The organism is Streptomyces sp. NPDC048637 (assembly GCF_040650675.1).
Lineage (GTDB): Bacteria > Actinomycetota > Actinomycetes > Streptomycetales > Streptomycetaceae > Streptomyces.
Window position 1 is genome coordinate 1 of sequence record NZ_JBEZHQ010000005.1, and the last position, 25,167, is coordinate 25,167.

Here is a 25,167-nt window from a genome sequence, read left to right on the forward strand (position 1 = left end):
GCGAACACCGGCGAAACCTCCGCCAGCTCACACCCCATCCCGACCCACTGACTCCCCTGACCCGGGAAGACAAACACCGTCCGCCCCACACCATCCGGGGCGACCTCGCCGGTGATCACGCCGGGCGCCGGCTGTCCCGTGGCGACGGCCGTCAGGCCCGACGCAAGCGCGTCCCGGTCCGTGCCGAGCACGACGGCCCGGTGCTCCAACGCCGCACGCGTCGTCGCCAACGACCACGCCACATCACCCACCGGCAACTCCGGCCGCGCCACCACATGTTCACGCAACCGGCCCGCCTGACCGGCAAGCGCCACCGCACTCTGACCCGACACCACCCACGCGGGAAGTCCCTCACCGGCCAGGACACGCGGCGCGTCACCCGCCACCACCTCCGGACGGCCCGAGCCCTCCGGCGCCTCCTCCAGGATCAGGTGCGCGTTAGTGCCGCTCACACCGAACGCCGACACACCCGCCCGACGCGGCCGCTCACCCGCCGGCCACTCCACCGCTTCCCGCAGCAGCCGCACGTTCCCCGACTCCCAGTCCACATGCGGCGACGGGTTCTCGGCGAACAGCGTCTTCGGCAGCACACCGTGCCGCAGTGCCAGCACCATCTTGATCACACCGGCCACACCGCTCGCGCAGCCGGAGTGCCCGATGTTGGACTTCACCGACCCCAGCCACAACGGCCGGTCGGCCGCACGGTCCTCGGCCTGCCCGTACGTCGCCAGCAGCGCCTGCGCCTCGATCGGGTCGCCCAGCGTCGTCCCCGTCCCGTGCGCCTCCACCGCGTCCACGTCCGCCGCGGTCAGGCCCGCGTCGGCCAGCGCCGAGTGGATGACGCGGTACTGCGAGGGCCCGTTCGGGGCGGTGATGCCGTTGGAGGCGCCGTCCTGGTTGACCGCGCTGCCCCGGATCACGCCCAGCACCTGATGGCCGTTGCGGCGGGCGTCCGAGAGCCGCTCCAGCGCGATGATGCCGGCGCCCTCGCCCCAGCCGATGCCGTCGGCCTCGGCGGCGAAGGACTTGCACCGGCCGTCCGCGGCCATGCCACCCTGCTGGGAGAACTCGAGGTACGCGTCGGGCATGACCAGCACCTCGACGCCGCCCGCCAGGGCGAGGGAGCACTCGCCCGACCGCAGCGAGCGCACCGCCAGGTGCAGCGCCACGAGCGAGGACGAGCAGGCGGTGTCGATCGTCACGGCCGGACCGGTCAGGCCCAGCGTGTAGGAGATGCGCCCGGAGACGACGGCGGTCAGGCCGCCCGTCATCTTGTAGCCCTCGGCGCCGCTGCCGTTGCCAGCCACGCCCGAGCCGTAGGCGGTGCCGCTCGCACCGACGAACACACCCGTGTCGGAACCCTTCAGCGACGTCGGGTCGATGCCGGCCCGCTCGACCGCTTCCCAGGCGACCTCCAGCAGAATCCGCTGCTGCGGGTCCATCGCCAGCGCCTCGCGCGGGCTGATCCCGAAGAACCCGGCGTCGAACTCGGCCGCGTCGTAGAGGAATCCGCCTACCCGAGCGTACCCCTCACCGGCGCGCGCGTCGGGGTTGCCGTAGGCGCGCTCCCACTCCACCCAGCCGCGGTCGGTCGGGAAGCCGCCCATGGCGTCCGTCCCGGCGGCGAGCAGGTCCCAGAACCGGTCGGGGCCGGTGATCCCTCCGGCGTAGCGGCAGCCGAGGCCGACGACGGCGATCGGCTCGCGCTCGCCGGCTTCCAGCTCCTTGACGCGCTCGCGGGTCCGATACAGATCGGCAGCGAGCTTCTTCAGAGTGTCAAGCAGCTGCTTGTCGCCGCCCGACGTCTGCGGACCACCGGTCATTACGAAAGCCCCAATTCCTTGTTGATGAAGTCCAGGACCTCGCCGGCGTCGGCGTCGTCCAGTCGTCCGGCCAGCGTCTGCTGCTCGTTCTGCCGTGGTTGCTCGGCGTCGCCCAGCCAGCGGGAGAGCACGTTCCTCAGCCGCAGGGTCACGTCGCGCCGGGCGCCGCTGCCGCCCGGCACCGCCGCGAGCGCGGCCTCCAGCCGATCGAGCCCGTCGAGCACCGGGTCGGCGCCGTTGCCGGCCCGGGTGTCGTCGGTGGCCGTGGGTCGCAGGCCGAGTTCGCCGTGCAGGTATTCGGCGAGTTCGGCCGGGGTCGGATGGTCGAAGACGAGGGTGGCGGGCAGCCGCCGCCCGGTGGCACCGGTGATCCGGTTGCGCAGGTCGATGGCCATGACCGAGTCGAAGCCGAGGTGGCCGAACGGCCGGCCCTTCGGCAGTGCTCCGGCTGTGTGGCCGAGCACGGCGGCTGCCTGGTCGCACACGATCTCCACGAGCCGGCGCAGCTGCTCCGCGTGGGACAGGCCGGCGAGCTGTTCGGTCAGGCCGGTGCCGCCCTCCGCTCCGGTCCCGGGGCCGGAGTCCGCCGGTGCCGGACGGGTCCCGGCGTCCGGCAGGTCGGCGAGGAGTCGGCTGGGACGGTGCAGGGTGAACGTCGGGCCGAACACCGGCCAGTCGATGTCCGCGACGGTGACCGCGTCCTCGCCCGCGTCCAGCGCCTGGCCGAGGGCCAGGACAGCGAGTTCCGGGGCCATGGCCCGGACCCCGTAGCGGTTGAGCCGGGTGCTCACGCTGCCGCCGCCCATGCCGCCGCCGCCCCACAGGCCCCAGGAGAGCGTCGTGGCCGGGCGTCCGGCGGCGCGGCGCGCGGAGGCGAGGCCGTCGAGGTAGCCGTTGGCGGCGGCGTAGCCGGTCTGGTCGCTCCCGCCCCAGACGGCCGCGCCGGAGGAGAACAGCACGAAGTCGTCGAGTTCGCGGTCGGCGGTCAGCTCATCCAGCCAGCAGGCGCCACCGGCCTTGGGGGCGCACACCTCGGCCAGGCCAGCCACGGTGGTCTCGCCGACGGAGCCTCCCTGACCGACGCCGGCGGTGTGCAGCACCGTGGACAGGGCCGGGCCGCCGGCGGCGTCGATCCGGGCCAGCAGTGCAGCGACCTCGGCCCGCTCGGCGACGTCGCAGGCGACGACGTCGACGGCGCTGCCCCGGGCAGCCAGGTCGGCGGCGCGGGCGGGGACGCCCTCGGCGGCCGGGCCGCGACGGCCGGTCAGCACGATGCGGCGCGTGCCGCGGTCGGCCAGCCAGCGTGCGACGTGCTCGCCGATGGCGCCGGTGCCGCCGGTGACCAGCACCGTGCCGCGCGGGGACCATGCGGCGCCGGTCGCCGGGGCCTGCGGCTGCCCGGCGCGGACCAGCCGTCGCCCGTAGGCACCGGACGGGCGCAGCGCCACCTGGTCCTCGCCGTCGCCGCCGGCGAGGACGGTTGTGAGGCGTCGCAGGGCGGGGCCATTGTCGTCGGGCCGCTGCGGCAGGTCGATCAGGCCGCCCCACAGGTCGGGGTGGGCGAGAGCGACCGTGCGGCCGAGCGCCCAGATCTGGGCGTGGACGGGCGGGCCGGCCGGTTCGCCGTCGGTGGCGGCGGCCGCGCCGCGGGTCAGGACCCACAGAGGTGCGGCGGGCGTGTCCTTTTCGTCGCGCCGGCCGGCCACGGCCTGGGCCAGGGCCAGGGTGGCGGCCAGGGCGCGCGGTACGCCGGGGTGGGCGTCGAGCGGCGCGTCGGCGTCGTCGTCGAGGGCGAGCGCGGAGACGACGCCGGAGAGGTCGTCGATGCCGGTGGGCAGCACGGCGGCCAGTGCCTCGCGGTCGGCGGTGTCGATGCTCGTCACGTCCACCGTGAGGACCCGGGCGCCGGCGGCCGTCAGGGCGTCGACCACGTCCGGTGCGGCGCCGACGAGCAGCCAGGTGCCGGTCAGCGCGGTGCCTTGGTCGGGCAGGGCCGTCCAGGCGATGCGGTAGCGCCAGCTGGCGACGGCCGACTCGGCGCGTTCGCGGTGGCGCCAGCCGGTCAGCGCGCCCAGGGCCGGGTCGGCCTGGTCGACGCCGAGCAGTTCGGCGAGCGCGGCGGCGTCACCACGCTCGACGGCGCTCCAGAAGCCCGCTTCGGCCGGGGTGCTCGCGGTGACCGGTCCGGTCAACGGCTCGGTGGGCGCCGGCCAGAACCGGTCCCGCCGGAAGGCGTAGGTGGGCAGCTCCACGGTCGTTCCGCGGCCGAGCACCGCCAGCCAGTCGACGGGCAGGCCCCGCACGTAGGCCTCGGCGAACGAGGTCAGCAGACGGTCCGCGCCGCCCTCCTCGCGCCGCAGCGTGCCCACCACGACCGGGGAGCGCTCCTCCAGGCTGTCGGCGATCGCCGGGGTCAGCACCGGGTGCGGGGAGACCTCCAGGAACACTCCGTGCCCGGCCTCATCGAGGATCCGCACGGCGCGGTCGAACTCGACCGTCTCGCGGAGCGACGCGTACCAGTAGGACGCATTCATCTCCGGGCCCGACAACCACTCCCCCGTCATGGCCGAGACCATCGGGATGCGGGCCCCGACCGGCGTGACGCCCTGCAGGACGGACAGAATCTCCTCGCGCAGCTCGTCCACATGCGCACTGTGCGACGCGTAATCCACCGGAATCATCCGGGCGCGCACCGATTCGGGGCACGCCCCGGCGAGTTCGCGGAGCGCGTCCACGTCACCGGAAACGACCGTCGCTGACGGGCCGTTCACCGCCGCAACCGACAACCGCCCGCCGTAGGGAGCGATCCGCGCGCGGACGCTGTCGACCGGCTCGGCGATCGACAGCATGCCGCCCCGACCCGCCAGCGTCTTCAGGATCCTGCTCCGCAGAGCAACAACCTTCGCGGCGTCCTGGAGGGACAGGATCCCGGCTACGGCAGCCGCCGCGATCTCGCCCTGCGAGTGGCCGACCACCGCATCCGGAGCAACGCCGGCCGCCTCCCACAGCGCGGCCAGCGACACCATCACCGCCCACAGCGCGGGCTGCACCACATCCGCAGCCTCGAAACCATGACGACCCGCCAGAACGTCGTCCAACTCCCACTCCACGAAAGGAGCAAGAGCCGCCGCACACTCCGCCAACCTCGCCGCGAACACCGGCGACGCCTCGGCCAACTCCCGGCCCATGCCGACCCACTGACTGCCCTGCCCCGGGAAGACGAACACCGCCCGCCCCACACCGTCCGGGGCGACCTCGCCGGTGATCACGCCGGGGAGCGGCCGGCCCGTGGCAACGGCCGCCAGGCCCGCCGCGAGCTCGATCCGGTCGGTGCCCAGCACCACCGCACGCTGCTCGAACGCCGACCGCGTCGTCACCAGCGACCACGCGACATCGCCGACCGGCAACTCCGGCCGCGCCACCACGTGCTCCCGCAACCGGCCGGCCTGACCGGCAAGCGTCTGCACGTCACGGCCGGAAAGCACCCATGCCGGGAGGCGGCGCGACAGGACCGGCGCGACGTTCTCGGTGGCGTCGTCGAGGACGGGCTCCGGCTCGGCCGGCGCCTCTTCCAGGATCACGTGCGCGTTGGTGCCGCTGATCCCGAAGGCCGACACACCCGCCCGACGCGGCCGATCACCCGCAGGCCACTCCACCGCCTCCTGCAACAGCCGCACATTCCCCGACGCCCAATCAACGTGCGACGACGGCTCCTCGGCGTGCAGCGTCTTCGGCAGCGTGCCGTGCCGCAACGCCATCACCATCTTGATCACACCCGCCACACCAGCAGCCTGCTGCGCATGCCCGATGTTCGACTTCACCGAACCCAGCCACAACGGCCGATCCTCGAACCGCTCCTGACCGTACGTCGCCAGCAGCGCACCAGCCTCAATCGGGTCGCCCAACTCCGTACCGGTGCCGTGCGCCTCCACCACATCCACATCCGCCGCCGACAGCCGCGCGTTGGCCAGCGCCGCGCGGATCACCCGCTGCTGCGATGGGCCGTTGGGCGCCGTGAGGCCGTTGGAGGCGCCGTCCTGGTTGATCGCGCTGCCGCGCACCACACCGAGCACCCGGTGGCCGTTGCGGCGCGCGTCGGAGAGGCGTTCGAGCACGACGATGCCGACGCCTTCGCCCATGCCCATGCCGTCCGCGCCCTCGCCGAATGCCTTGCAGCGGCCGTCGGCCGACAGGGCCCGCAGCCGCGAGAAGCCGACGAACTCGCCCGGGTCGGCCATCACCGTCACACCACCGGCCAGGGCGACGTCGCATTCACCGCGCAGCGACTGGACCGCCTGGTGCAGCGCGACCAGCGACGACGAGCACGCCGTGTCCACCGTCACCGCCGGGCCCACCAGGCCCAGGGAGTAGGCGATCCGACCCGACAGCACACTCATCGCCGTGCCGGTCATGCGGTGTCCTTCGGACCCCGCCGTCTCCTCGACCACACCGAGGTAGGCGGAGCGGGCCGCGCCGACGAAGACGCCCGTCGCGGAGCCGTGCAACGCCTGCGGATCGATCCCCGCCCGCTCGACGGCCTCCCACGACGTCTCCAGCAACAGCCGCTGCTGCGGGTCCATGGCCAACGCCTCGCGCGGACTGATCCCGAAGAACCCCGCGTCGAACTCGGCGGCCCCGGTCAGGAAGCCGCCCTCCGCGACATAGGTCTTGCCCTCGGCGTCGGGGTCCGGGTCGAACAGACCATCGGTGTTCCAGCCGCGGTCCACCGGGAAGCCGCCGATCGCGTCCCCGTGCTCGGCGAGGAGCGTCCAGAGCTCCTCGGGGGTCCGGATGCCGCCGGGGTAGCGGCAGGCCATGCCGACGATCGCGATCGGTTCGGCCGGGGCGGCGACCACGGCGGGCGCCGGTCCGGTCGCGGCCGTCCCGGCGCCGAACAGCCGGGACAGGATCTCCTCGGCCAGGGCGGCCGGGTTGGGCTGGTCGAACACGACCGTGGCCGGCAGCCGGACGCCCGCGGCGGCGTTCAGCCGGTTGCGCAGTTCGACGGCGGTCAGCGAGTCGAAGCCCAGCTCCCGGAAGGCGCGCGTGGTCGGGACGTCGGCCGCGGAGCCATGGCCGAGGGCGGCGGCCGTGTGCGCGCGGACCAGTTCCACCACCGCGCGTCGGCGCTCGGCCGCGGTCAGGCCGGCGAGACTGCGGGACAGTTCGCTCGTGGGTTCGCCCGGCTGCGTCACCCGGGCGGCCGCCGTGCCCCGGTCCTCCTGCTCCTGTGCCTCGGGGATGGCGTCCAGCAGCGGGCGCGGGCGCGCCGCGCGGAACACCGGCGCGAACTTCTCCCATGTCACATCGGCGAGAGCGATGAACGTCTCGTCGTCCGCGAGCACTTGGTCCAGTGCTGTCAACGCCCGCTCGGTCTCCAGGAAGTTCATCCCCTGCCGGCGCAGCCGCCGGGGCGTCACCCGGCCGGGGCTGTGGTCCATCAGGTCGTCGACCGCGTCCCAGTCCCGGGAGTCCCAGACGCCCCAGGCGATCGACGTTCCCGGCAGACCCCGGGCCCGACGGTCCTCGGCCAGGCCGTCCAGGAACGCGTTCCCCGCCGCGTACGGGCCGTGGTCGTTGCTGCCCCACGTCGCGGAGATCGACGAGAACAGCACGAACTCGTCCACGTCCAGCCCGGCTGTCGCCTCGTCGAGGTGGGTGGCGCCGGCCGCCTTCGCGCCGAGGGCCGCGGCCAGGCCCTCCCGGGTGGTGTCCTCGACCCGGGCCAGGTAGCCGGTGTTGGCCGAGTGCAGCACCGTCGACAGGCCCGGTCCGGAGGCCTCGATCCAGGCGACGAGGTCGGTGACGTCACGGCGGACCCCGGTGTCGCAGCTGACGATGTCGACGGCCGTCCCGGCGGCCGCCATCGCGGCCGCGAGTTGCACCGCGCCCTCCGCGTACGAGCCGGAACGGCTCGTCAGCACGACGCGCTGCGTGTCGCGCTCGGAGAGCCAGCGCGCGACGCAGGCGCCGATCGAGCCGGTGCCGCCGGTCAGCAGCACGGTGCCACGGGCCCGCCAGGGACCGCTGCCGGCCGATCGCGGCTCGGCCCGGACCAGGCGGCGCGCGAAAGTGCCGGACGCGCGCAGGGCGACCTGGTCCTCCGTACCGTCCGCGAGGACCGCGACGAGCCGGGCCCCGGTCTGCGCGTCGAACACCGGCGGGAGGTCGACCAACCCACCCCAGCGATCCGGGAGTTCCATGCCGATGACGCGGCCCATGCCCCACAGCTGGGTCTGCACCGGATCGGTCGTCACCTCGTCCGGTCCGGTCTGCACCGCGCCCCGGGTCAGCAGCCACAGCGGGGCGTCGATGCCGGCCCGGCGCAGCGCCTGGACGAGATCGACCGTTGCGGCCGTGCCGCGCGGGACCCACGGATACGCCGGGTCGTGTCCCTCCTCCAGCGCCAGCAGGGACACCACACCCGACACGGCGCCGGTGGCCGCCTCGCCGAGCGTCTCGACTCCGGTGCGGACGACCTGTGCGCCATGGTCGGTCAGCGTCTGGGCGCACGCGTCGGCAACGGCGCCCTCGCCGACCAGGAGCCAGGTGCCGCGCAGGGCCGGGACACCGGGCACGGCCGCGCCCGACTGCTGCCACCGGATCCGGTAGCGCCAGTCGTCGACGCCCGCCGCACTCGCCGACTGGGCCGGGGCCGCCGGCCAGTACCGCTGGCGCTGGAAGGCGTAGGTCGGCAGCTCGACGGCCTCGCCATCGCCGAGCACCGCCGCCCAGTCGACGGCCGCGCCGCCCGTGTACGCCTCGGCGAGCGAGGCCAGCAGGCGGTCGGCGCCGCCCTCGTCGCGGCGCAGCGTGCCGACCACGACCGGGGAGCGCTCCTCCAGGCTGTCGGCGATCGCCGGGGTCAGCACCGGGTGCGGGGAGACCTCCAGGAACACTCCGTGCCCGGCCTCATCGAGGATCCGCACGGCGCGGTCGAACTCGACCGTCTCGCGGAGCGACGCGTACCAGTAGGACGGATCCAGCTCCGGACCCGACAACCACTCGCCGCTCAGGGCCGAAACCATCGGGATCCGCGCCTCATGGGGCTGGATCCCGTGCAGCGTCTCCAGGATCTCCTCGCGCAGTTCGTCCACGTGCGCACTGTGCGAGGCGTAGTCCACCGGGATCACCCGCGTACGGACGAATTCCGGGCACGACTCCGCGAGTTCGCGCAGCGCATCCGCATCACCGGACACGACCGTCGCCGACGGGCCGTTCACCGCCGCAACCGATAGGCGGGTGCCGAACGGCGCGATCCGCGCGCGGACACCCTCCACCGGCTCGGCGACCGACAGCATCCCGCCGCGCCCCGCCAACACCGTCAGAGTCCTGCTCCGCAGGGCGACGACCTTCGCCGCGTCCTCGAGGGACAGGATCCCCGCGACAGCGGCGGCGGCGATCTCACCCTGCGAATGGCCCACCACCGCGTCCGGGGTGACACCGGCCGCCTCCCAGACCGCGGCCAGCGACACCATCACCGCCCACAACGCCGGCTGCACCACATCCGCAGCCTCAAAACCATAACGACCAGCCAGAACATCGCCCAACTCCCACTCCACGAAAGGAGAAAGAGCCTCGGCACACTCCGCCAACCTGGCCGCGAACACCGGCGAAACCTCCGCCAGCTCACGCCCCATACCAACCCACTGACTCCCCTGACCCGGGAAGACAAACACCGCCCGCCCCACACCACCAGGAGCAAGTCCGCCGGTCACCACACCAGGCGCCGGCTGCCCCGTGGCCACCGCCGCCAGACCCGCCGCAAGCTCACCCCGGCCGCTGCCGAGCACCACCGCACGCTGCTCGAACGCCGACCGGGTCCTCGCCAGCGACCACGCCACATCGCCCACCGGCAACCCCGGCCGCGCCACCACATGTTCACGCAACCGGCCCGCCTGATTGGCAAGCGCCGCCGCACTACGACCCGACACCGCCCACGCCGATGCCGCCGTCGACAGGACGGGCGCCGCGCGTTCGTCGTCCGCCGCCTCCGTCGCGGCCGGTGCCTCCTCCAGGATCAGGTGCACGTTCGTCCCGCTGGCGCCGAACGCCGAGACCCCGGCCCGCCGCACCCGGTCACCCGTCGGCCACTCGACCGGCTCCTGGAGCAGCCGCACGTTCCCCGACGCCCAATCGACGTGCGAGGACGGCTCCTCGGCGTGCAGCGTCCTCGGCAGCGTGCCGTGCCGCAGCGCCATCACCATCTTCATCACGCCCGCGACACCGGCGGCCTGCTGCGCGTGGCCGATGTTGGACTTCAGCGAGCCGAGCCACAGCGGCCGGTCCTCGGCACGCCCCTGCCCGTACGTGGCCAGCAGCGCACCAGCCTCGATCGGGTCGCCCAGCGTGGTGCCGGTGCCGTGCGCCTCCACCACGTCCACGTCGGACGCCGTCAGGCGGGCGTCGGCCAGGGCGGCACGGATGACCCGCCGCTGCGCGGGCGCGCTCGGCGCCGTGAGGCCGTTCGACGCGCCGTCCTGGTTCATCGCGCTGCCGCGGATCACCGCGAGTACACGGTGCCCGTTGCGCCGCGCGTCGGACAGTCGTTCCAGCAGCAGGAGCCCGGCGCCCTCGCCCCAGCCCGTGCCGTCGGCGCCCTCGGCGAAGGCCTTGCAGCGTCCGTCGGAGGCGAGGCCCTGCTGCCGGGCGAAGTCGGCGAACATCACCGGGGTGGACATCACCATCACGCCGCCGGCGAGAGCCAGCGAGCACTCGCCCGACCGCAGTGCCCGGGCCGCCAGGTGGACGGCGGCCAGCGACGACGAACATGCCGTGTCGACGGTCACCGCGGGTCCGGTGAGACCCAGCGTGTACGACACCCGGCCGGAGAGCACGCTGATCGCGCTGCCGGTCACCAGGTGCCCCTCGCTGTGACCGTGCTCGCGTGCGTACCAGTCGTAGCCCGACGCACTCGCCCCGACGAACACGCCGGTGTGCGAGCCGCGCAGTGTCCGCGGGTCGAACCCGGCGCGCTCCAGCGTCTCCCAGGCGACCTCCATCACGATGCGCTGCTGCGGGTCCATCGCGAGCGCCTCGCGCGGGCTGATCTCGAAGAACGCGGCGTCGAACTCGGTCGCGTCCGGCAGGAAGCCGCCGCGGCTCTCGTAGCCGTGGGCCGCCGCGTCGCCCGGGTCCCAGCCCCGGTCGGTGGGGAAGTCACCGACCGCGTCGGTCCCGGTGGCCACCAGGTTCCACAACTCGTCCGGCGTGCGCACGCCACCCGGGTAGCGGCAGCCCATGCCGACGACGGCGATGGGTTCGCCGGTCACGGTCTCCAACTCGCTGACACGCTCGCGGCTCTCGTGCAACTCGGCCGTGACGCGCTTCAGGAAATACCGGAGCTTGTCCTCGCTCACGCGTTCCACCTCGGGGTGCTCGGACTGTGGGTGCTCGATCCGGGCAGCGCTCGGGCGGCCCGCGGCAAGGTCGGTGGTGCGGTCATTTGATGCCGAACTCCTTGCCCAGGAGGTCGAAGACCTCGTCGTCGTCCGCGGCGGCGAGGCGCTCGGAGACGCCCTGGCCGGTGCCGGTACCGATGCCGGCGGCATGTCGCTGGAGTCGTTGCCACTTCGCGGTCAGTGCGGCGAGCTGCGCCGCGATCGCGTCGTCGTCCTCGTCTGTCCCGTCGGGGTCCTCGCCGAGCCGTTCCAGGAGGCCCGACAACGAGGCGTCCAGCCGGTCGAGCTCCGTGAGAACGGAATCCTGGCCGACGCCGAGGGCCCGCAGCAGGTGTGCGGCGAGGGCGGACGACGTCGGGTGCTCGAAGACGACGGTGGAGGGCAGGGTCACCCCGGTGGCGGCGGTGAGCCGGTTGCGCAGTTCGATGGCCGTCAGGGAGTCGAAGCCCAGGTCCCGAAAGGCGCGTTCGGCGTCGATGTCGGCGGTGCTCTCGTGGGACAGCACCCGCGCGGCCTCCGTGCGCACCAGGTCCGTCGCCACGGCCAGCCGGCGGGCGGCGGGCAGGGTGAGGACGGTGCGGGCGAACTCGGGGACGGCGCCGTCGTCGGCGGCGGCCCGGTCCGCCGCCGGGGCGGCCGCTTCCGGCAGGTCGGCGAGCAGCGGGCTCGGGCGGTGCAGCGTGAACGCGGGCGCGAAGGTCCGCCAGTCCACGTCGGCGATCGTCACGAGCGCATCGCGGCCGTCCATCGCCTGGCCCAGCGCCCGCACCGCGGTCCTCGGGTCCAGGACGCCCAGGCCGTGCCGGACGGAGGATTGCGCGGGGGCGCCGCCGGCCCAGGGGCCCCAGGCGACGGAGGTGGCGACCTGCCCGCGGGCGCGACGCTGCTCCGCGAGGGCGTCGACGAAGGCGCTCCCCGTGGCGTAGCCGGGCACCAGGGTGCTGCCCCAGGTCGCGGCGACCGAGGAGAACAGGACGAAGTCGTCCAGCTCCAGGTCCGCGGTCAGCTCGTCCAGCCAGCGGGCCCCGGCCGACCGGGCGCCCGCGACGACTGCGAGCTCCGCCACGGTGGTGTCCGCGACGGGGGTGGCCTGTCCGGCGCCGACGGCGTGCACGACACCACGCAGTGCGGGGCCGCCGTCGGCGGTGATCTGCCGGAGCAGGCCGTCGAGTTCGGCGCGCTGGGTGGTATCGCAGGCGGCGATGGACAGTTCGGCGCCGGAGGCGGCCACGTCGGCGGCGAGCTGTGCGACGTCGGTGGTCAGCGGTTCGCCCGCGGCGAGCACGACGCGTTCGGCCCCGCGCCCGGCGAGCCAGCGACCGACCTCGGCGCCGATCGCGCCGGTGCCTCCGGTGACCAGCACGGTGCCGCGTCCGGGGCGGGGGGTGCCGGTTGCCGCGGCGGCGCGCACGAGGCGGCGGGCCAGGACGCCCTGCGGGCGCAGGGCCGACTGGTCCTCGCCGACGGCGCCGGACAGCAGGGCGGCCAGCCGGGTGCCGGTCCGGATGTCCCAGCCGTCCGCGGGCGGCAGGTCGATCAGTCCGCCCCAGTGCTCGGGGTGTTCGAGTCCGGCGACCCGGCCCAGTCCCCAGACCTGGGCCTGGGCCGGGCTGCCGGCCTCGCCGGGTCCGGTGGCGACCGCGCCGGAGGTGAGCACCCACAGCCGGGCACCGGGCGTGCCGGCGCCGAAGAGCTGGATGAGGTCGAGCGTGGCGGCGACGCCCCGGGTCATGGTCGGGTGGTCGTGGTCCGGGGTCTCGTCCAGGGCCAGCAGGGACACCACACCGGCGATGGACGGGTGCGCGGCGAGGGCGTCGCGGTCGATGTCCGGCAGGGTGACGACCTCGGTGGCGCCGTGGTCGGTCAGCGCCCGGGCGACCCGGTGGGCGGTGCCGGGGTCGGCGGCCGCGCCGACCAGCAGCCAGGTCCCGGACAGCGCCGGGGGTTCGGGGCGGTCGGCGACGCGGGTCCAGGTGATCCGGTAGCGCAGGCCGGTCAGCGCGTCGTCGGCCGCGGGGGCGGCCGGGCGGGCGGGTTCGGGCCAGTAGCGGCTGCGCTGGAAGGCGTAGGTGGGCAGTTCGACGGACGTGCCGGGGCCGTGCACCGCCGCCCAGTCGACGGGCGCCCCGGCCGTGTACGCGGTGGCGAGCGAGGTGAGCAGGCGTCGGGCCCCGCCGTCCTGGCGCCGCAGCGTGCCGGTGACGGCCGCCGTGTCGCCGAGGGTGTCGTCGACGGCGCCGATCAGCGCCGGGTGTCCGGACACCTCGATGAACACGCGGTGCCCGCTTTCGCCGAGGGTCCGGACGGCCTGTTCGAACTCGACGGTGCCGCGCAGGCTCGCGTACCAGTAGTGGGCGTCCAGTTCCTGGCCGGCCTGCCACTGCCCGGTGAACGCGGAGACCAGCGGGACCAGGGCGGCGCGCGGCTCGATGTCCGCCAGCGCGGTGAGGATCTCCTCCCGCAGCTCCTCCACCTGGGCGCTGTGCGACGCGTAGGCGATCGGGACCCGTGTGGTCCGGCAGGTCGCCGGACAGGCGGCCGCGAACTCGTCGAGCGCGTCGGGGGCGCCGGAGACCACGCAGGACCGGGGGCCGTTGACCGTCGCGAGCGACAGCCGTCCCTCGAATCCGGTGAGCCGTTCCCGCACCACGTCGGCCGACTCCGCGACCGACAGCATGCCGCCGCGTCCGTCCAGTGTCCGCAGCGCCCTGCTGCGCAGGGCGGCGACCTTCGCGCCGTCGGCCAGGGACAGGGCCCCGGCGACGGTCGCCGCGGCGATCTCGCCCAGCGAGTGGCCGACGACCGCGTCCGGGGACACCCCGGCCGCCTGCCACACGGCCGCCAGCGACACCGACACCGCCCACACGGCTGGCTGGAGCACGTCGGCCGCAAGGAAGTCGTGCCGGCCGGCCAGGACGTCCGCAAGGTCCCAGTCGACGTACGGTGCCAGGGCCGCCGCGCACTGGGCGAGCCGTTCGCGGAAGACCGGTGAGACCTCGGCCAGTTCCCGGCCCATGCCGACCCACTGGCTGCCGTGGCCGGGGAAGACGAACACGGTGCGGCCGGTCCCGCCGGGCGCCACGGAGCCGGTGACCACGTCGGCCGCGGACTGTCCGATGGCCACCGCCGCGAGTCCCGGCAGCAGCTCGGCGTGGTCCGCCCCCAGGACCACGGCACGGTGTTCGAACGGCGGGCGCGTCGTGGCCAGTGACCAGGCCACGTCGCCGACGGGCAGGTCCGGGCGGGTCAGCGCGAACTCGCGCAGCCGGCCCGCCTGGGCCGCCAGGGCGCGGGGGTCCCGGGCGCCGACCGGCCAGGCGACCGGCCCGCTGGACAGCACCGGGCCTGGACCGGCGTCCGTCGTCGCGGGTTCCGGGCGGGCAGGCGGTTCCTCGACGATGACGTGGGCGTTGGTGCCGCTGACGCCGAAGCCGGAGACGCCCGCCCGTCGGGGCCGGTCGCCGTCCGGCGCCCAGTCGACGGGCCGGTGCAGCAGGGCGACGTGGCCGGCGGACCAGTCGACGTGCGAGGACGGCGTGTCGGCGTGCAGCGTGCGCGGCAGCTGCCCGTGCCGCAGGGCCAGGACGATCTTCATGATCCCGGCGACGCCGGCGGCGGCCTGGGTGTGCCCGATGTTGGACTTGACCGAGCCCAGCCACAGCGGCCGGTCCGCCGGCCGGTCCTGCCCGTAGGTCGCGAGCAGGGCCTGGGCCTCGATCGGGTCGCCCAGCTCGGTGCCGGTGCCGTGCGCCTCGACGGCGTCCACGTCGGCCGGTGCCAGCCCGGCGCCGGCCAGCGCGGCGCGGATGACCCGCTGCTGGGAGGGGCCGCTGGGGGCGGTGAGCCCGTTGGACGCGCCGTCCTGGTTGACGGCGCTGCCACGGACCAGTGCCAGGACCCGGTGGCCGTTGCGGCGGGCGTCGGAGAGCCGCTCGACCGCGAGGACGCCGACCCCTTCGGCCATGCCCATGCCGTCGGCCCCGGTGCCGAACGCCTTGCACCGGCCGTCGGCCGCCAGGCCGCGCTGCTGGGAAAAGCCGACGAGGTCGCGCGGAGTGGGCATCACGGTGACGCCGCCGACCAGGGCGAGGTCGCACTCGCCGACGCGCAGCGCCTGGGCGGCGGAGTGCAGGGCGACCAGCGACGAGGAGCAGGCCGTGTCGACGGTGAATGCGGGGCCCTCCAGGCCGAGGAGGTAGGAGACGCGGCCGGACAGCACGCTGGTGGCGGTGCCGATCATGGCTTGGCCCTCCAGGTGGTGGCCAGCCTGCCCGGCGGCGCCGGCGGTGAGGTGGTCGTAGCCGGAGCCGAAGCCGCCGACGAACACGCCGGTGCGGCTGCCGCGCAGGCCGGTGGGGTCGATGCCGCCGCGCTCCAGGGTCTCCCAGACGACCTCCAGCAGCAGCCGCTGCTGCGGGTCCATGGCCAGCGCCTCGCGCGGGCTGATGCCGAAGAAGCCGGCGTCGAACTCGGCGGCCTCGTGCAGGAATCCGCCCTCGCGGGCGTAGAAGGTGCCCGGCCGGTCGCAGTCCGGGTCGTAGAGGGCGGCCAGGTCCCAGCCCCGGTCGGTGGGCAGGCCGGTGATGGCGTCCCGGCCGGCATCAAGCAGCTGCCACAGCTGTTCGGGGGTGTGGATGCCGCCGGGCAGGCGGCATCCCATGGCGACGATCGCGACCGGGTCGGCGAGCGGGTCCGCGCCGGTGGCGCGCGACGGTCCGGCCGGGGCAGCGGCGGTGTCCGGCCCGCCGCCGACCAGCCGGGTGCGCAGGTGCGTGGCGAGCACGAGCGGGTCCGGGAAGTCGTACAGCAGGGTGGCGGGCAGCGCCAGGCCGGCGGCCGTGCTGAGCCGGTTGCGCAGTTCGACCGAGGTGAGGGAGTCGAGGCCGAGTTCGCTGAAGGCGCGGCCGGGCTCGATGTCCGCTGCCGAGGCGTACCCCATCACGGTGGCGGCCTCGTCCCGGATCAGGTCGCAGAGCAGGCGGTCCTGCGCGTCGGCGGACGTCATCGCCGACAGCCGGGCGGCCAGGGGGCGGTCCGCGTCGGCCGTCTCCGGCGCCGGGGCCGCCGCGTCCGCCCCGTCGGCGGCCCGGATCTCGGGCAGGTCCCGCATCAGCGGGGCCCGGCGCAGCTGTTCAGAGCCGCGGGCAGTGGCCATCGCGGCGAAGTCGACAGCCATGAGCGACAGCACGGCCAGCCGCGGGTCGCGGTCCTCGACGGCGACGGCGAGGGCGCGGACCGCGTCCTCGGGCTCCATCAGGACCTCCCACTTGTTGCGGGCGAGCCGTCGGCGGGCGCCTTCGCTGGCCTGGCCGACGCCGCCGCCCGCCCACGGGCCCCACGCCAGCGAGGTGGCGGGCAGTCCGCGGGCGCGGCGCTGTTCGGCGAGCGCGTCCAGGTAGGCGTTGGCGGCGGCGTAGTTGCCCTGTCCGCCGTTGCCGAAGGTGGCGGAGATGGAGGAGCAGAGGACGAAGGCGTCGAGCTCCAGGTGGGCGGTGAGCTCGTCGAGGTGGGCGGCGCCGCCGGCCTTGCCGTCGAAGGTGCGGGCCAGGCGGGCGGCGTCCAGGCGGTCCAGAACGCCGTCGTCCAGGGCGCCGGCGGCGTGCAGCACGGTGGACAGGGCCGGTCCGGTGGCGGCGATGCGCTCGAGCACGGTAGCGAGCGCGGGGCGGTCGGCGGTGTCGCAGGCGAGGACGTCCACGGCTGCGCCGGCGGCGGCGAGTTCGGCGGCGAGTGCCGCGGTGTCCGCGGCGGCGGGGCCCGAGCGGCTGGTGAGGACGATGCGGCGGGCGCCGCGCTCGGCAGCGAGCCAGCGGGCGGCGTGGCCGCCGATGTGGCCGGTGCCGCCGGTGACGAGGACGGTGCCCCGGGCTGCCAAGGGCTGCCGGTCCGCGGCGCGGGGCGGCTTCGGGGCATGGGCGAGGCGTCGCAACCGCAGGCCGTCGGCGCGCAGCGCGACCTCGTTCTCGTCGCGGGCGGCGAGGACGGCGGCCAGGCGGGCGGCGGCGCGGTTGTCGAACCGGGCGGGGTCGGTGGGCAGATCGACCAGCCCGCCCCAGCGGTCGGGGTGTTCGGCGGCGACGGTCCGTCCCAGGGCCCAGACGGGGGCCTGCTGCGGGTCGGCGGCGCCCGCGCCGGGGTCGGTGGAGACGGCGCCCGCCGTCAGGACCCACAGCGGGGCCGCGACGGCGGCGTCGCCGAGGGCCTGGACCAGGGCCAGGGTGGCGGCGAGGCCGCGGGCCACGGCGGGGTGGGCGGCGAGCGGGCCGGTGTCGAGGGCCAGCAGGGAGACCGCTCCGGCGGGTTCGGCGCCGTCCAGCGCGGCGGCGATGCGCTCCGCGTAGCCGGTGCGGTCGGCCTCGGCGGTGTCCAGCTCGACGATGACTATCCGGGCGCCACGGTCGGCGAGCGCCGCGGTGCAGGGGTACGCGGAGTGTCCGGCGGGGGTGAGCACGAGCCAGGTGCCGGTGAGCAGGGCGGAGGCGGGCTCGGGGGCGTGGGCCCACTCGATCACGAACCGCCAGTCGTCGGTGGGGTCGGCGGCCGGGTCCTGCGCGGCGGGGGTCGCCGGGGCGGGCCGGGTGGCCGGCCAGAAGCGGCGGTGCTGGAAGGCGTACGTCGGCAGTTCGACACGCCGTGCGGCAGCCTGCAGGGCGGCGGACGCGGGCAGCACGGCGACCCAGTCGACCGGCAGGCCATGGACGAACGCGGTGCCGAGCGAGCGCAGCAGCCGGTCGGCGCCGCCGTCGTCGCGGCGCAGCGTGTCGATCACCACCGGGTCGGTCAGGCCGGTCCGCCCGGCCAGCACCTCTTCGACGGCGGGCAGCAGCACCGGGTGCGCGGAGACCTCCAGAAAGGCCCGGTGTCCGGATGCAGCGAGGGCTTCGACGGCCTCGCCGAAGCGGACGGTGCGCCGCACGTTGGCGTACCAGTACGGCGGCCCCAGCTCCTCGCCGTCCATCACACGCCCGTGGACCGTCGAGAAGAACGGGATGTCGCCCGGGCGCGGCTCGATGCCGGCCAGCAGCTCCGGAAGCGTCTGCGCCAGCGGCTCGCACAGCCGGGAGTGCGCCACGAAGTCGGTCACCGGCACGCGCCAGCGCATCGCCTTGCGCCGGCGCAGCACCCGTTCGAATTCGACGAGCGCGTCGGGCTCGCCGGAGACGACGGTCGCGGCGGGCGCGTTCACCGCCGCGACGGCGAGCCGGTCGCCGAAGGGTTCCAGCAACTCCCGTACCAGCTCGACCGGCAGCACGACCGAGAGCATGCCGCCCTCGACGCCCAGCCACGCCAGCGCCGCCGCGCGGACGGCGACGATCCGGGCGGCGTCCTCCAGGGTCAGCACGCCGGCGACCGTCGCCGCGGCGATCTCGCCCTGGGAGTGGCCGACCACGGTGTCGGGGGCGACGCCGGCCGCCCGCCACACGGCGGCGAGCGAGACCATCACCGCCCACAGCACCGGTTGCATCACCGCGGCCCCGTCGAGCGCGGGGGCGTCCGGGTCGCCGGCGAGCACGGCGTGGGGGTCCCAGTCGACGTACGGCCGCAGGGCCTGCGCGCACTCGGCGAAGCGCGCTGCGAACACCGGTGACTGCGCCGACAGCTGCCGGCCCATCCCCGCCCACTGGCTGCCCTGGCCGGGGAAGACGAATACCGTCCGGCCCTCGCGGGCCGTGCTCTCGCCGATGAGGGCGTGGTCGGCATTCTGTCCGGTCATCAGGGCGGCCAGGCCCTGGCCGAGTTCGGCGTGGTCGGTGCCGATGACCACGGCGCGGTGGTCGAAGGGGCTGCGGGTGGTGGCGAGCGACAAGGCCACGGCGCCGGGCGGCGGTGTGTCGGGGGCGAGGGCGAACTCGTGCAGCCGGCCGGCCTGCGCGGCCAGGGCGTCCCGGCCGCGGGCGGTGACCGGCCAGGCGGTGACGGCCGTATCGGCGGCGAGCAGCGACTGTCCCGCAGGGGCGGCAGGGTCGTCGTACGGCGGGTTCGCCTGTTCGGGGAGCTGCTCGATGAGGACATGCACGTTGGTGCCGCTCATGCCGAACGCGGAGACGCCCGCGCGACGCGGCACGCCCTCCGGCGTCGTCCACGGCCGCCGTTCGGTCAGCAGCCGCACCGCGCCCGACTCCCAGTCGATCTCCCGGGAGGGCTCGTCCGCGTGCAGGGTGCGCGGCAGCGTCCCGTGCCGCATCCCCAGCACCATCTTGATGAGGCCCGCGAGGCCGGCGGCGGTCTGGGTGTGGCCGATGTTGGACTTCGCCGAGCCGAGCCACAGCGGCCGGTCGGCAGGCCGGTCCTGCCCGTAGGTGGCCAGCAGGGCGTGGGCCTCGACGGGGTCGCCGAGGGGGGTTCCGGTGCCGTGCGCCTCGACCGCGTCGACCTGGCCGGGCGTCAGGCCCGAGGCCTCCAGGGCGGCGCGGATCACGCGTTGCTGGGACAGCCCACTGGGCGCGGTGAGGCCGTTGGAGGCGCCGTCCTGGTTGACCGCGGTCCCCCGCACGACCGCCAGGACGGGGTGGCCGAGGCGCCGCGCGTCGGAGAGCCTTTCGACCGCGATGGTCGCCGCCCCCTCGGACAGGCCCATGCCGTCGGCACCGGCGGCGAAGGGCTTGCAGCGGCCGTCCGGGGCGAGGCCGCGCTGCCGGGAGAAGCCGACCAGCTGGCTGGGGGTGGACATCACCATCACGCCGCCGACCAGGGCGAGCGCGCACTCGCCCGCTCGCAGTGCCTGGCCCGCCAGGTGCAGGGCGACCAGTCCGGAGGAGCACGCGGTGTCGATGGTGACGGCGGGCCCCTCCAGTCCGAGGGCGTAGGCGACGCGGCCGGAGATGATGCTGCTGGAGTGGCCGGTGACCAGGTATCCCTCGGCGGCCGGGTCGTCCTCGGCCAGTCCGTCGCCGTAGCCGGTCAGGGTGGCGCCGGCGAACACGCCGACGGGGGTGCCGCGCAGCGATTCCGGGGCGATGCCGGCGCGCTCCAGCGCCTCCCAGGAGGTCTCCAGCAGCAGCCGCTGCTGGGGGTCCATGGCGAGCGCCTCGCGCGGGTTGATGCCGAAGAAGGCGGCATCGAAGTCGGGGGCGTCGTGGAGGAAGCCGCCCCGGTGGGTCACGGACTTGCCCTGACGGATGGGGTCCGGGTCGTAGAGGTCGGGGTCCCAGCCGCGGTCGGTGGGCAGGCCCCCGATCACGTCGGCGCCGGAGGCGAGCAGGCCCCAGTACTGGTCGGGGGTGGTGACGCCGCCGGGTAACCGGCAGCCGATGCCGACGATGGCGAGCGGTTCGCCGGGAGCGGACGCGGCAGCGGACGCGGCGGGCGTGGTGGTGGCGTCGGTGCCGAGGGCGGTCGCGGCGAGGTGGGCGCCCAGCGAGGCCGGGGTGGGGTGGTCGAAGACGATCGTGGACGGCAGCCGCAGACCAGTGGCCGTGGCCAGCCGCTTGCGCAGCTCGACCGCGGTCAGCGAGTCGAAGCCCAGGTCGCGGAAGGCGCGGTGGCCGGCGATGTCGCCGGCGTCGCGGTGGCCGAGGACGGCCGCCGCGTGGCTGCGCACCAGGTCCGTGGCCAGGCGTTCCTGTTCGGGCGTGCCGGCCGTGTCGGCCAGGGCGCGGGTGAAGTCGTTCGCGGGGGCGTCCGCAGTGTCCGCGACCACGGCGGACGACCCGGTGGCGGCCGCGCCGCTGTCGAGGGCGTGGCGGGCCTCGGGGATGCGGTCCAGCAGGGCGCTTCGACGGGCCGCGGTGAAGACCGGCGCGAATTCCGCCCAGGCCATGTCGGCGAGGGCCAGGTAGGGGCCGGTGACGCCGGACCCGTCGGCGAGGACGCGTCCGAGCACATCCAGCGCGCGGCCGGGGTCCAGGAACCGAGTGCCCTGGCGGCGCAGGACGTCCCCGGTGATGGTGGCCGGCCCGTGCGGGCCGAAGGCATCCGGCGCCGCCCAGTCGCGCGTATCCCACACGCCCCAGCCGAGCGAGAGCGCGCCGTCGCCGCGCGCCCTGCGCCGCTCGGCGAGCGCGTCGAGGTGGGCGTTGGCGGCGGCGTAGGCGCCGTGCTCGGCGCTGCCCCAGGCGGCGGCAATCGACGAGAACAGGATGAACTCGTCTGCCTCGGTGACCAGTTCGTCGAGGTGGTCGGCGCCGGCCGCCTTGCCGGCCAGAGAGGCGGCCAGGCCCGCGAGGTCGGTGTCGTCGAGGCGGGTGAGGTGGAAGGCGTTGGCCGCGTGCAGCACGGTGGACAGGCGTGGCCCGGTGGCGGCGGTGCGGGCGAGGAGCGCGGCCACGGACGGGCGGTCGGCGAGGTCGCAGGCGATGACTTCGACCGCAGTACCGGCGGCGGCGAGGGCGGCGGCATGGGCCGCGAGCGCCATGCTCGGCCCGGAGCGGGTGGGCAGCACGAGGCGCGGGGCGCCGCGCCCGGCCAGCCACGCGGTCAGGTGCGGGCCGATGGAGCCGGTGGCGCCGGTGACGAGCACCGTGCCGCGCGGGGACCAGGTGCCGGCAGGCCCGACCGGGTCGGGGGCGGTGCGCGACGCACGGACCAGTCGCCGGGCGAACGCTCCGGCGTGGCGGACCGCCACCTGGTCCTCGGCGCCGTCGGCGAGGACGGCGGCGAGGCGGGCGGCGACCCGGTCGTCCCACTGCTCGGGCAGGTCGACCAGTCCGCCCCAGCGGTCGGGGTGTTCCAGCGCGGCGACCCGGCCGAGTCCCCAGATCTGTGCCTGGACCGGCGTGGGCGGTGCGTCGTCGCGAGCGGCGGAGACAGCGCCGCGGGTGACCGCCCAGAGCGGGGCGCTGATCGCAGCGTCGCCGAGCGCCTGCACCAGGGCCAGGGTGGCGGCGGTGCCGTGCGGAACGGCGGGGGCGCCGGGCAGCGGCCGGGTGTCCAGCGCGAGCAGCGACAGCACACCGGCCGGCGCCGCGGGCGCTCCGGGGAGGGCGGAGGCGAGCTGTGCTGTGAGGTCGGCGGCGAGCGCGGTGCGGTCCACCGCCTCGGTGCTCAGCACCACGGCCTCGGCGCCGTGCGCGGTCAGGGCCGCGACGTGGCGGGCCGGGTCGGTACCGTCGCGGGTGACGACCAGCCACGTCCCGGTGAGGGCGGGGGAGGTGGGGCCGAGCGGCTCCCACGCCGTGCGGTAGCGCCAGGTGTTCTCCGCGTCGGCGACCGCGGCCGCCGACGCGGCCTCGGCACGGCGGGGCCAGTAGCGGCTGCGCTGGAAGGCATAGGTGGGCAGGTCGACTCGCTCGGCGCGGGGCAGTACTGCGGCCCAGTCCACGGTCGCGCCGTGCGCGTACGCCTCGCCGAGGGAGGCCAGCAGCCTGGGGGCGCCGCCGTCGTCGCGGCGCAGCGTGCCGACGACCACGGGGTCGCGGTCCGCCAGTTCCTCGCCGACGGCCATGGCCAGCACGGGGTGCGGGGACACCTCGACGAAGGTGTCGTACCCGTCGTTGCCGAGCGTGCGGACGGCCCGGGCGAACTCGACGGTCTCGCGCAGGCTGGCGTACCAGTAGGCAGGGTCGAGCTCCGGCCCGGAGAGCCACTGCCCGTTCATCGCAGAGATCATCGGGATGCATGCTTCCCGGGGCTCGATTCCCGCCAGGGCGGTGGTGATGCCGTCGCGCAGCTCCTCGACGTGCGCGCTGTGCGAGGCGTAGTCCACCGGGAGGATGCGGGTGCGGACGCCGTGGTACCGCGCCGCCAGCTCGTGCAGCGCGTCCGGATCGCCGGCGACCACCGTGGCCGAAGGGCCGTTGACCGCCGCCACCGACAGGCGCTGCCCGAACGGCTCCAGCCAGCCGCGGACAGTGTCGGCCGCGCCGTCGACGGCCAGCATCCCGCCGCGCCCGGCGAGCGCCGTCAGGGTCCTGCTCCGCAGGGCGACGACCTTCGCCGCGTCCTCGAGGGACAGGATCCCCGCGACAGCGGCGGCGGCGATCTCACCCTGCGAATGGCCGACCACCGCATCCGGCACCACACCGGTCGCCTGCCACACCGCGGCCAGCGACACCATCACCGCCCACAACGCCGGCTGCACCACATCCGCAGCCTCAAAACCATGACGACCCGCCAGGACATCGTCCAACTCCCAGTCCACGAAAGGAGCAAGAGCCTCGGCACACTCCGCCAACCTGGCCGCGAACACCGGGGACGCCTCCGCCAGTTCGCGGCCCATGCCGACCCACTGACCGCCCTGACCCGGGAAGACGAACACCGTCCGGCCGGAGCCCTCGGCCCGGGCCTCGCCCGTCACGACGTCCGCGGCGGGCTCCCCGGCGGCCAGCGCGGCCAGGCCGTCGGTCACGCCGGGGCCCAGCACCACGGCGCGGTGCTCGAACGCGGTCCGGGTCGTGGCCAGCGACCAGGCGACCTCGGCGGTCGCAGGCCGAGGGTGCGCGGCGAGGTACGCGGAGAGCTTCCGGGCCTGCGCGGCCAGCGCCTGCGGCGTGCGCCCGGACAGCACCCAGGCGGTCGCCCCGGGCAGGACGGGCGGGACGGGCAGCTCGCCGGGCTCCGTCGTCGGTTCCTGCGGCTCCGGTGCCTCCTCCAGCACCAGGTGCGCGTTGGTGCCGCTGAGGCCGAACGCCGAGACCGCCGCCCGCCGGGGGCTGTCGTCCGCGCACCGCGGCCAGTCCACCGGCTGCTGCAGCAACCGAATCCGGCCGGCCGTCCAGTCGACGTGCTCCGAGGGCCGCACGGAGTGCAGGGTGCGGGGCAGCACGCCGTGCCGCAACGCCATCACCATCTTGATGACGCCGGCGACGCCGGCCGCGGCCTGGGTGTGCCCGATGTTGGACTTCACAGACCCCAGCCACAGCGGCCGGTCCTCGGTCCGCCCCTCCGCCTGCCCGTAGGTCTCCAGCAGGGCCTGTGCCTCGATGGGGTCGCCCAGCCGGGTGCCCGTCCCGTGCGCCTCCACGGCGTCCACGTCGGCCGCCTTCACCTGCGCATTGTCCAGGGCGTCCCGGATGACGCCGCGCTGCGACCGCCCGTTCGGAGCGGTCAGCCCGTTGGAGGCACCATCCTGGTTGACCGCGCTGCCGCGGATCACCGCCAGGACGGGGTGCCCCGCCCGCCGCGCGTCCGACAGCCGCTCCAGGACCACCATGCCGGCGCCCTCGCCCCAGCCCGTGCCGTCGGCGTCCGCCGAGAACGGCTTGCAGCGGCCATCCGCGGCCAGTCCCTGCTGCCGGGAGAACTCCCGGAACAGCACCGGCGAGGACATCAGGGTCACGCCGCCCGCCAGAGCAAGGTCGCATTCCTCGGTGCGCAGCGCCTGCACCGCCAGGTGCAGGGCCACCAACGAGGAGGAACAGGCCGTGTCCACGGTCACGGCAGGGCCGACCAGGCCGAGCGTGAAGGAGATCCGGCCGGAGAGCACGCTGTTGGCAGTGCCGGTCAGCAGATGGCCGGTGGCCTCGGCGAAGTCCAGGTCCCCGCCACTCCCGTAGGCCGCGGCGGAGGAGTAGACACCCGTGAACACGCCGGTGCGAGAGCCGTGGAGCGCGGCCGGGTCGATGCCGGCGCGTTCCACCGCCTCCCAGGAGGTCTCCAGCAGCAGTCGCTGCTGCGGGTCCATCGCCAGGGCCTCGCGCGGGCTGATCCCGAAGAACGCGGCGTCGAAGTCGGCCGCCTCGTACAGGAATCCGCCCTCGCGGGTGGTGGAGCCGGGCAGGTCCGGGGAGTCGTAGAGCCCCGCAGTGTCCCAGCCACGGTCGGCGGGAAAGCCGGCGACCGCGTCGGTGCCGTCCGCGACCAGCCGCCACAGCGCCTCGGGACCGTCGACGCCGCCGGGGTACCGGCAGCCCATGCCCACGACGGCGATGGGCTCGTGCCTGAGCCTGTGCAGCTCCGTCCGAGTGCTGCGCAGTTTGGCAGTCACGACCTTGAGGTAATCGCGAAGCTGCTGTTCGTCGGCCATGCCGGACCTGCTCCCCCGTACCGAAACTGCGAGTCAACGT

3 protein-coding genes are annotated in these 25,167 nt (G+C 75.2%); all 3 read right to left on the reverse strand.

The window, feature by feature from the left end:
* Positions 1-1,823 (reverse strand): type I polyketide synthase (locus AB0C46_RS09325; protein WP_362827032.1); only part of this gene is annotated, 1,823 nt, incomplete at its 3' end.
* Positions 1,823-11,182, reverse strand: a complete 9,360-nt coding sequence (locus tag AB0C46_RS09330) for a type I polyketide synthase (protein ID WP_362827033.1) — start codon at positions 11,180-11,182, stop codon at positions 1,823-1,825. The genes AB0C46_RS09330 and AB0C46_RS09325, both read right to left, overlap by 1 nt.
* 82 nt (positions 11,183-11,264) lie before the next feature.
* A complete protein-coding gene (locus AB0C46_RS09335) occupies positions 11,265-25,127 on the reverse strand; it encodes an SDR family NAD(P)-dependent oxidoreductase (protein ID WP_362827034.1) in 13,863 nt (4,620 codons plus the stop codon).
* Between the last annotated feature and the right edge of the window lie 40 nt (positions 25,128-25,167).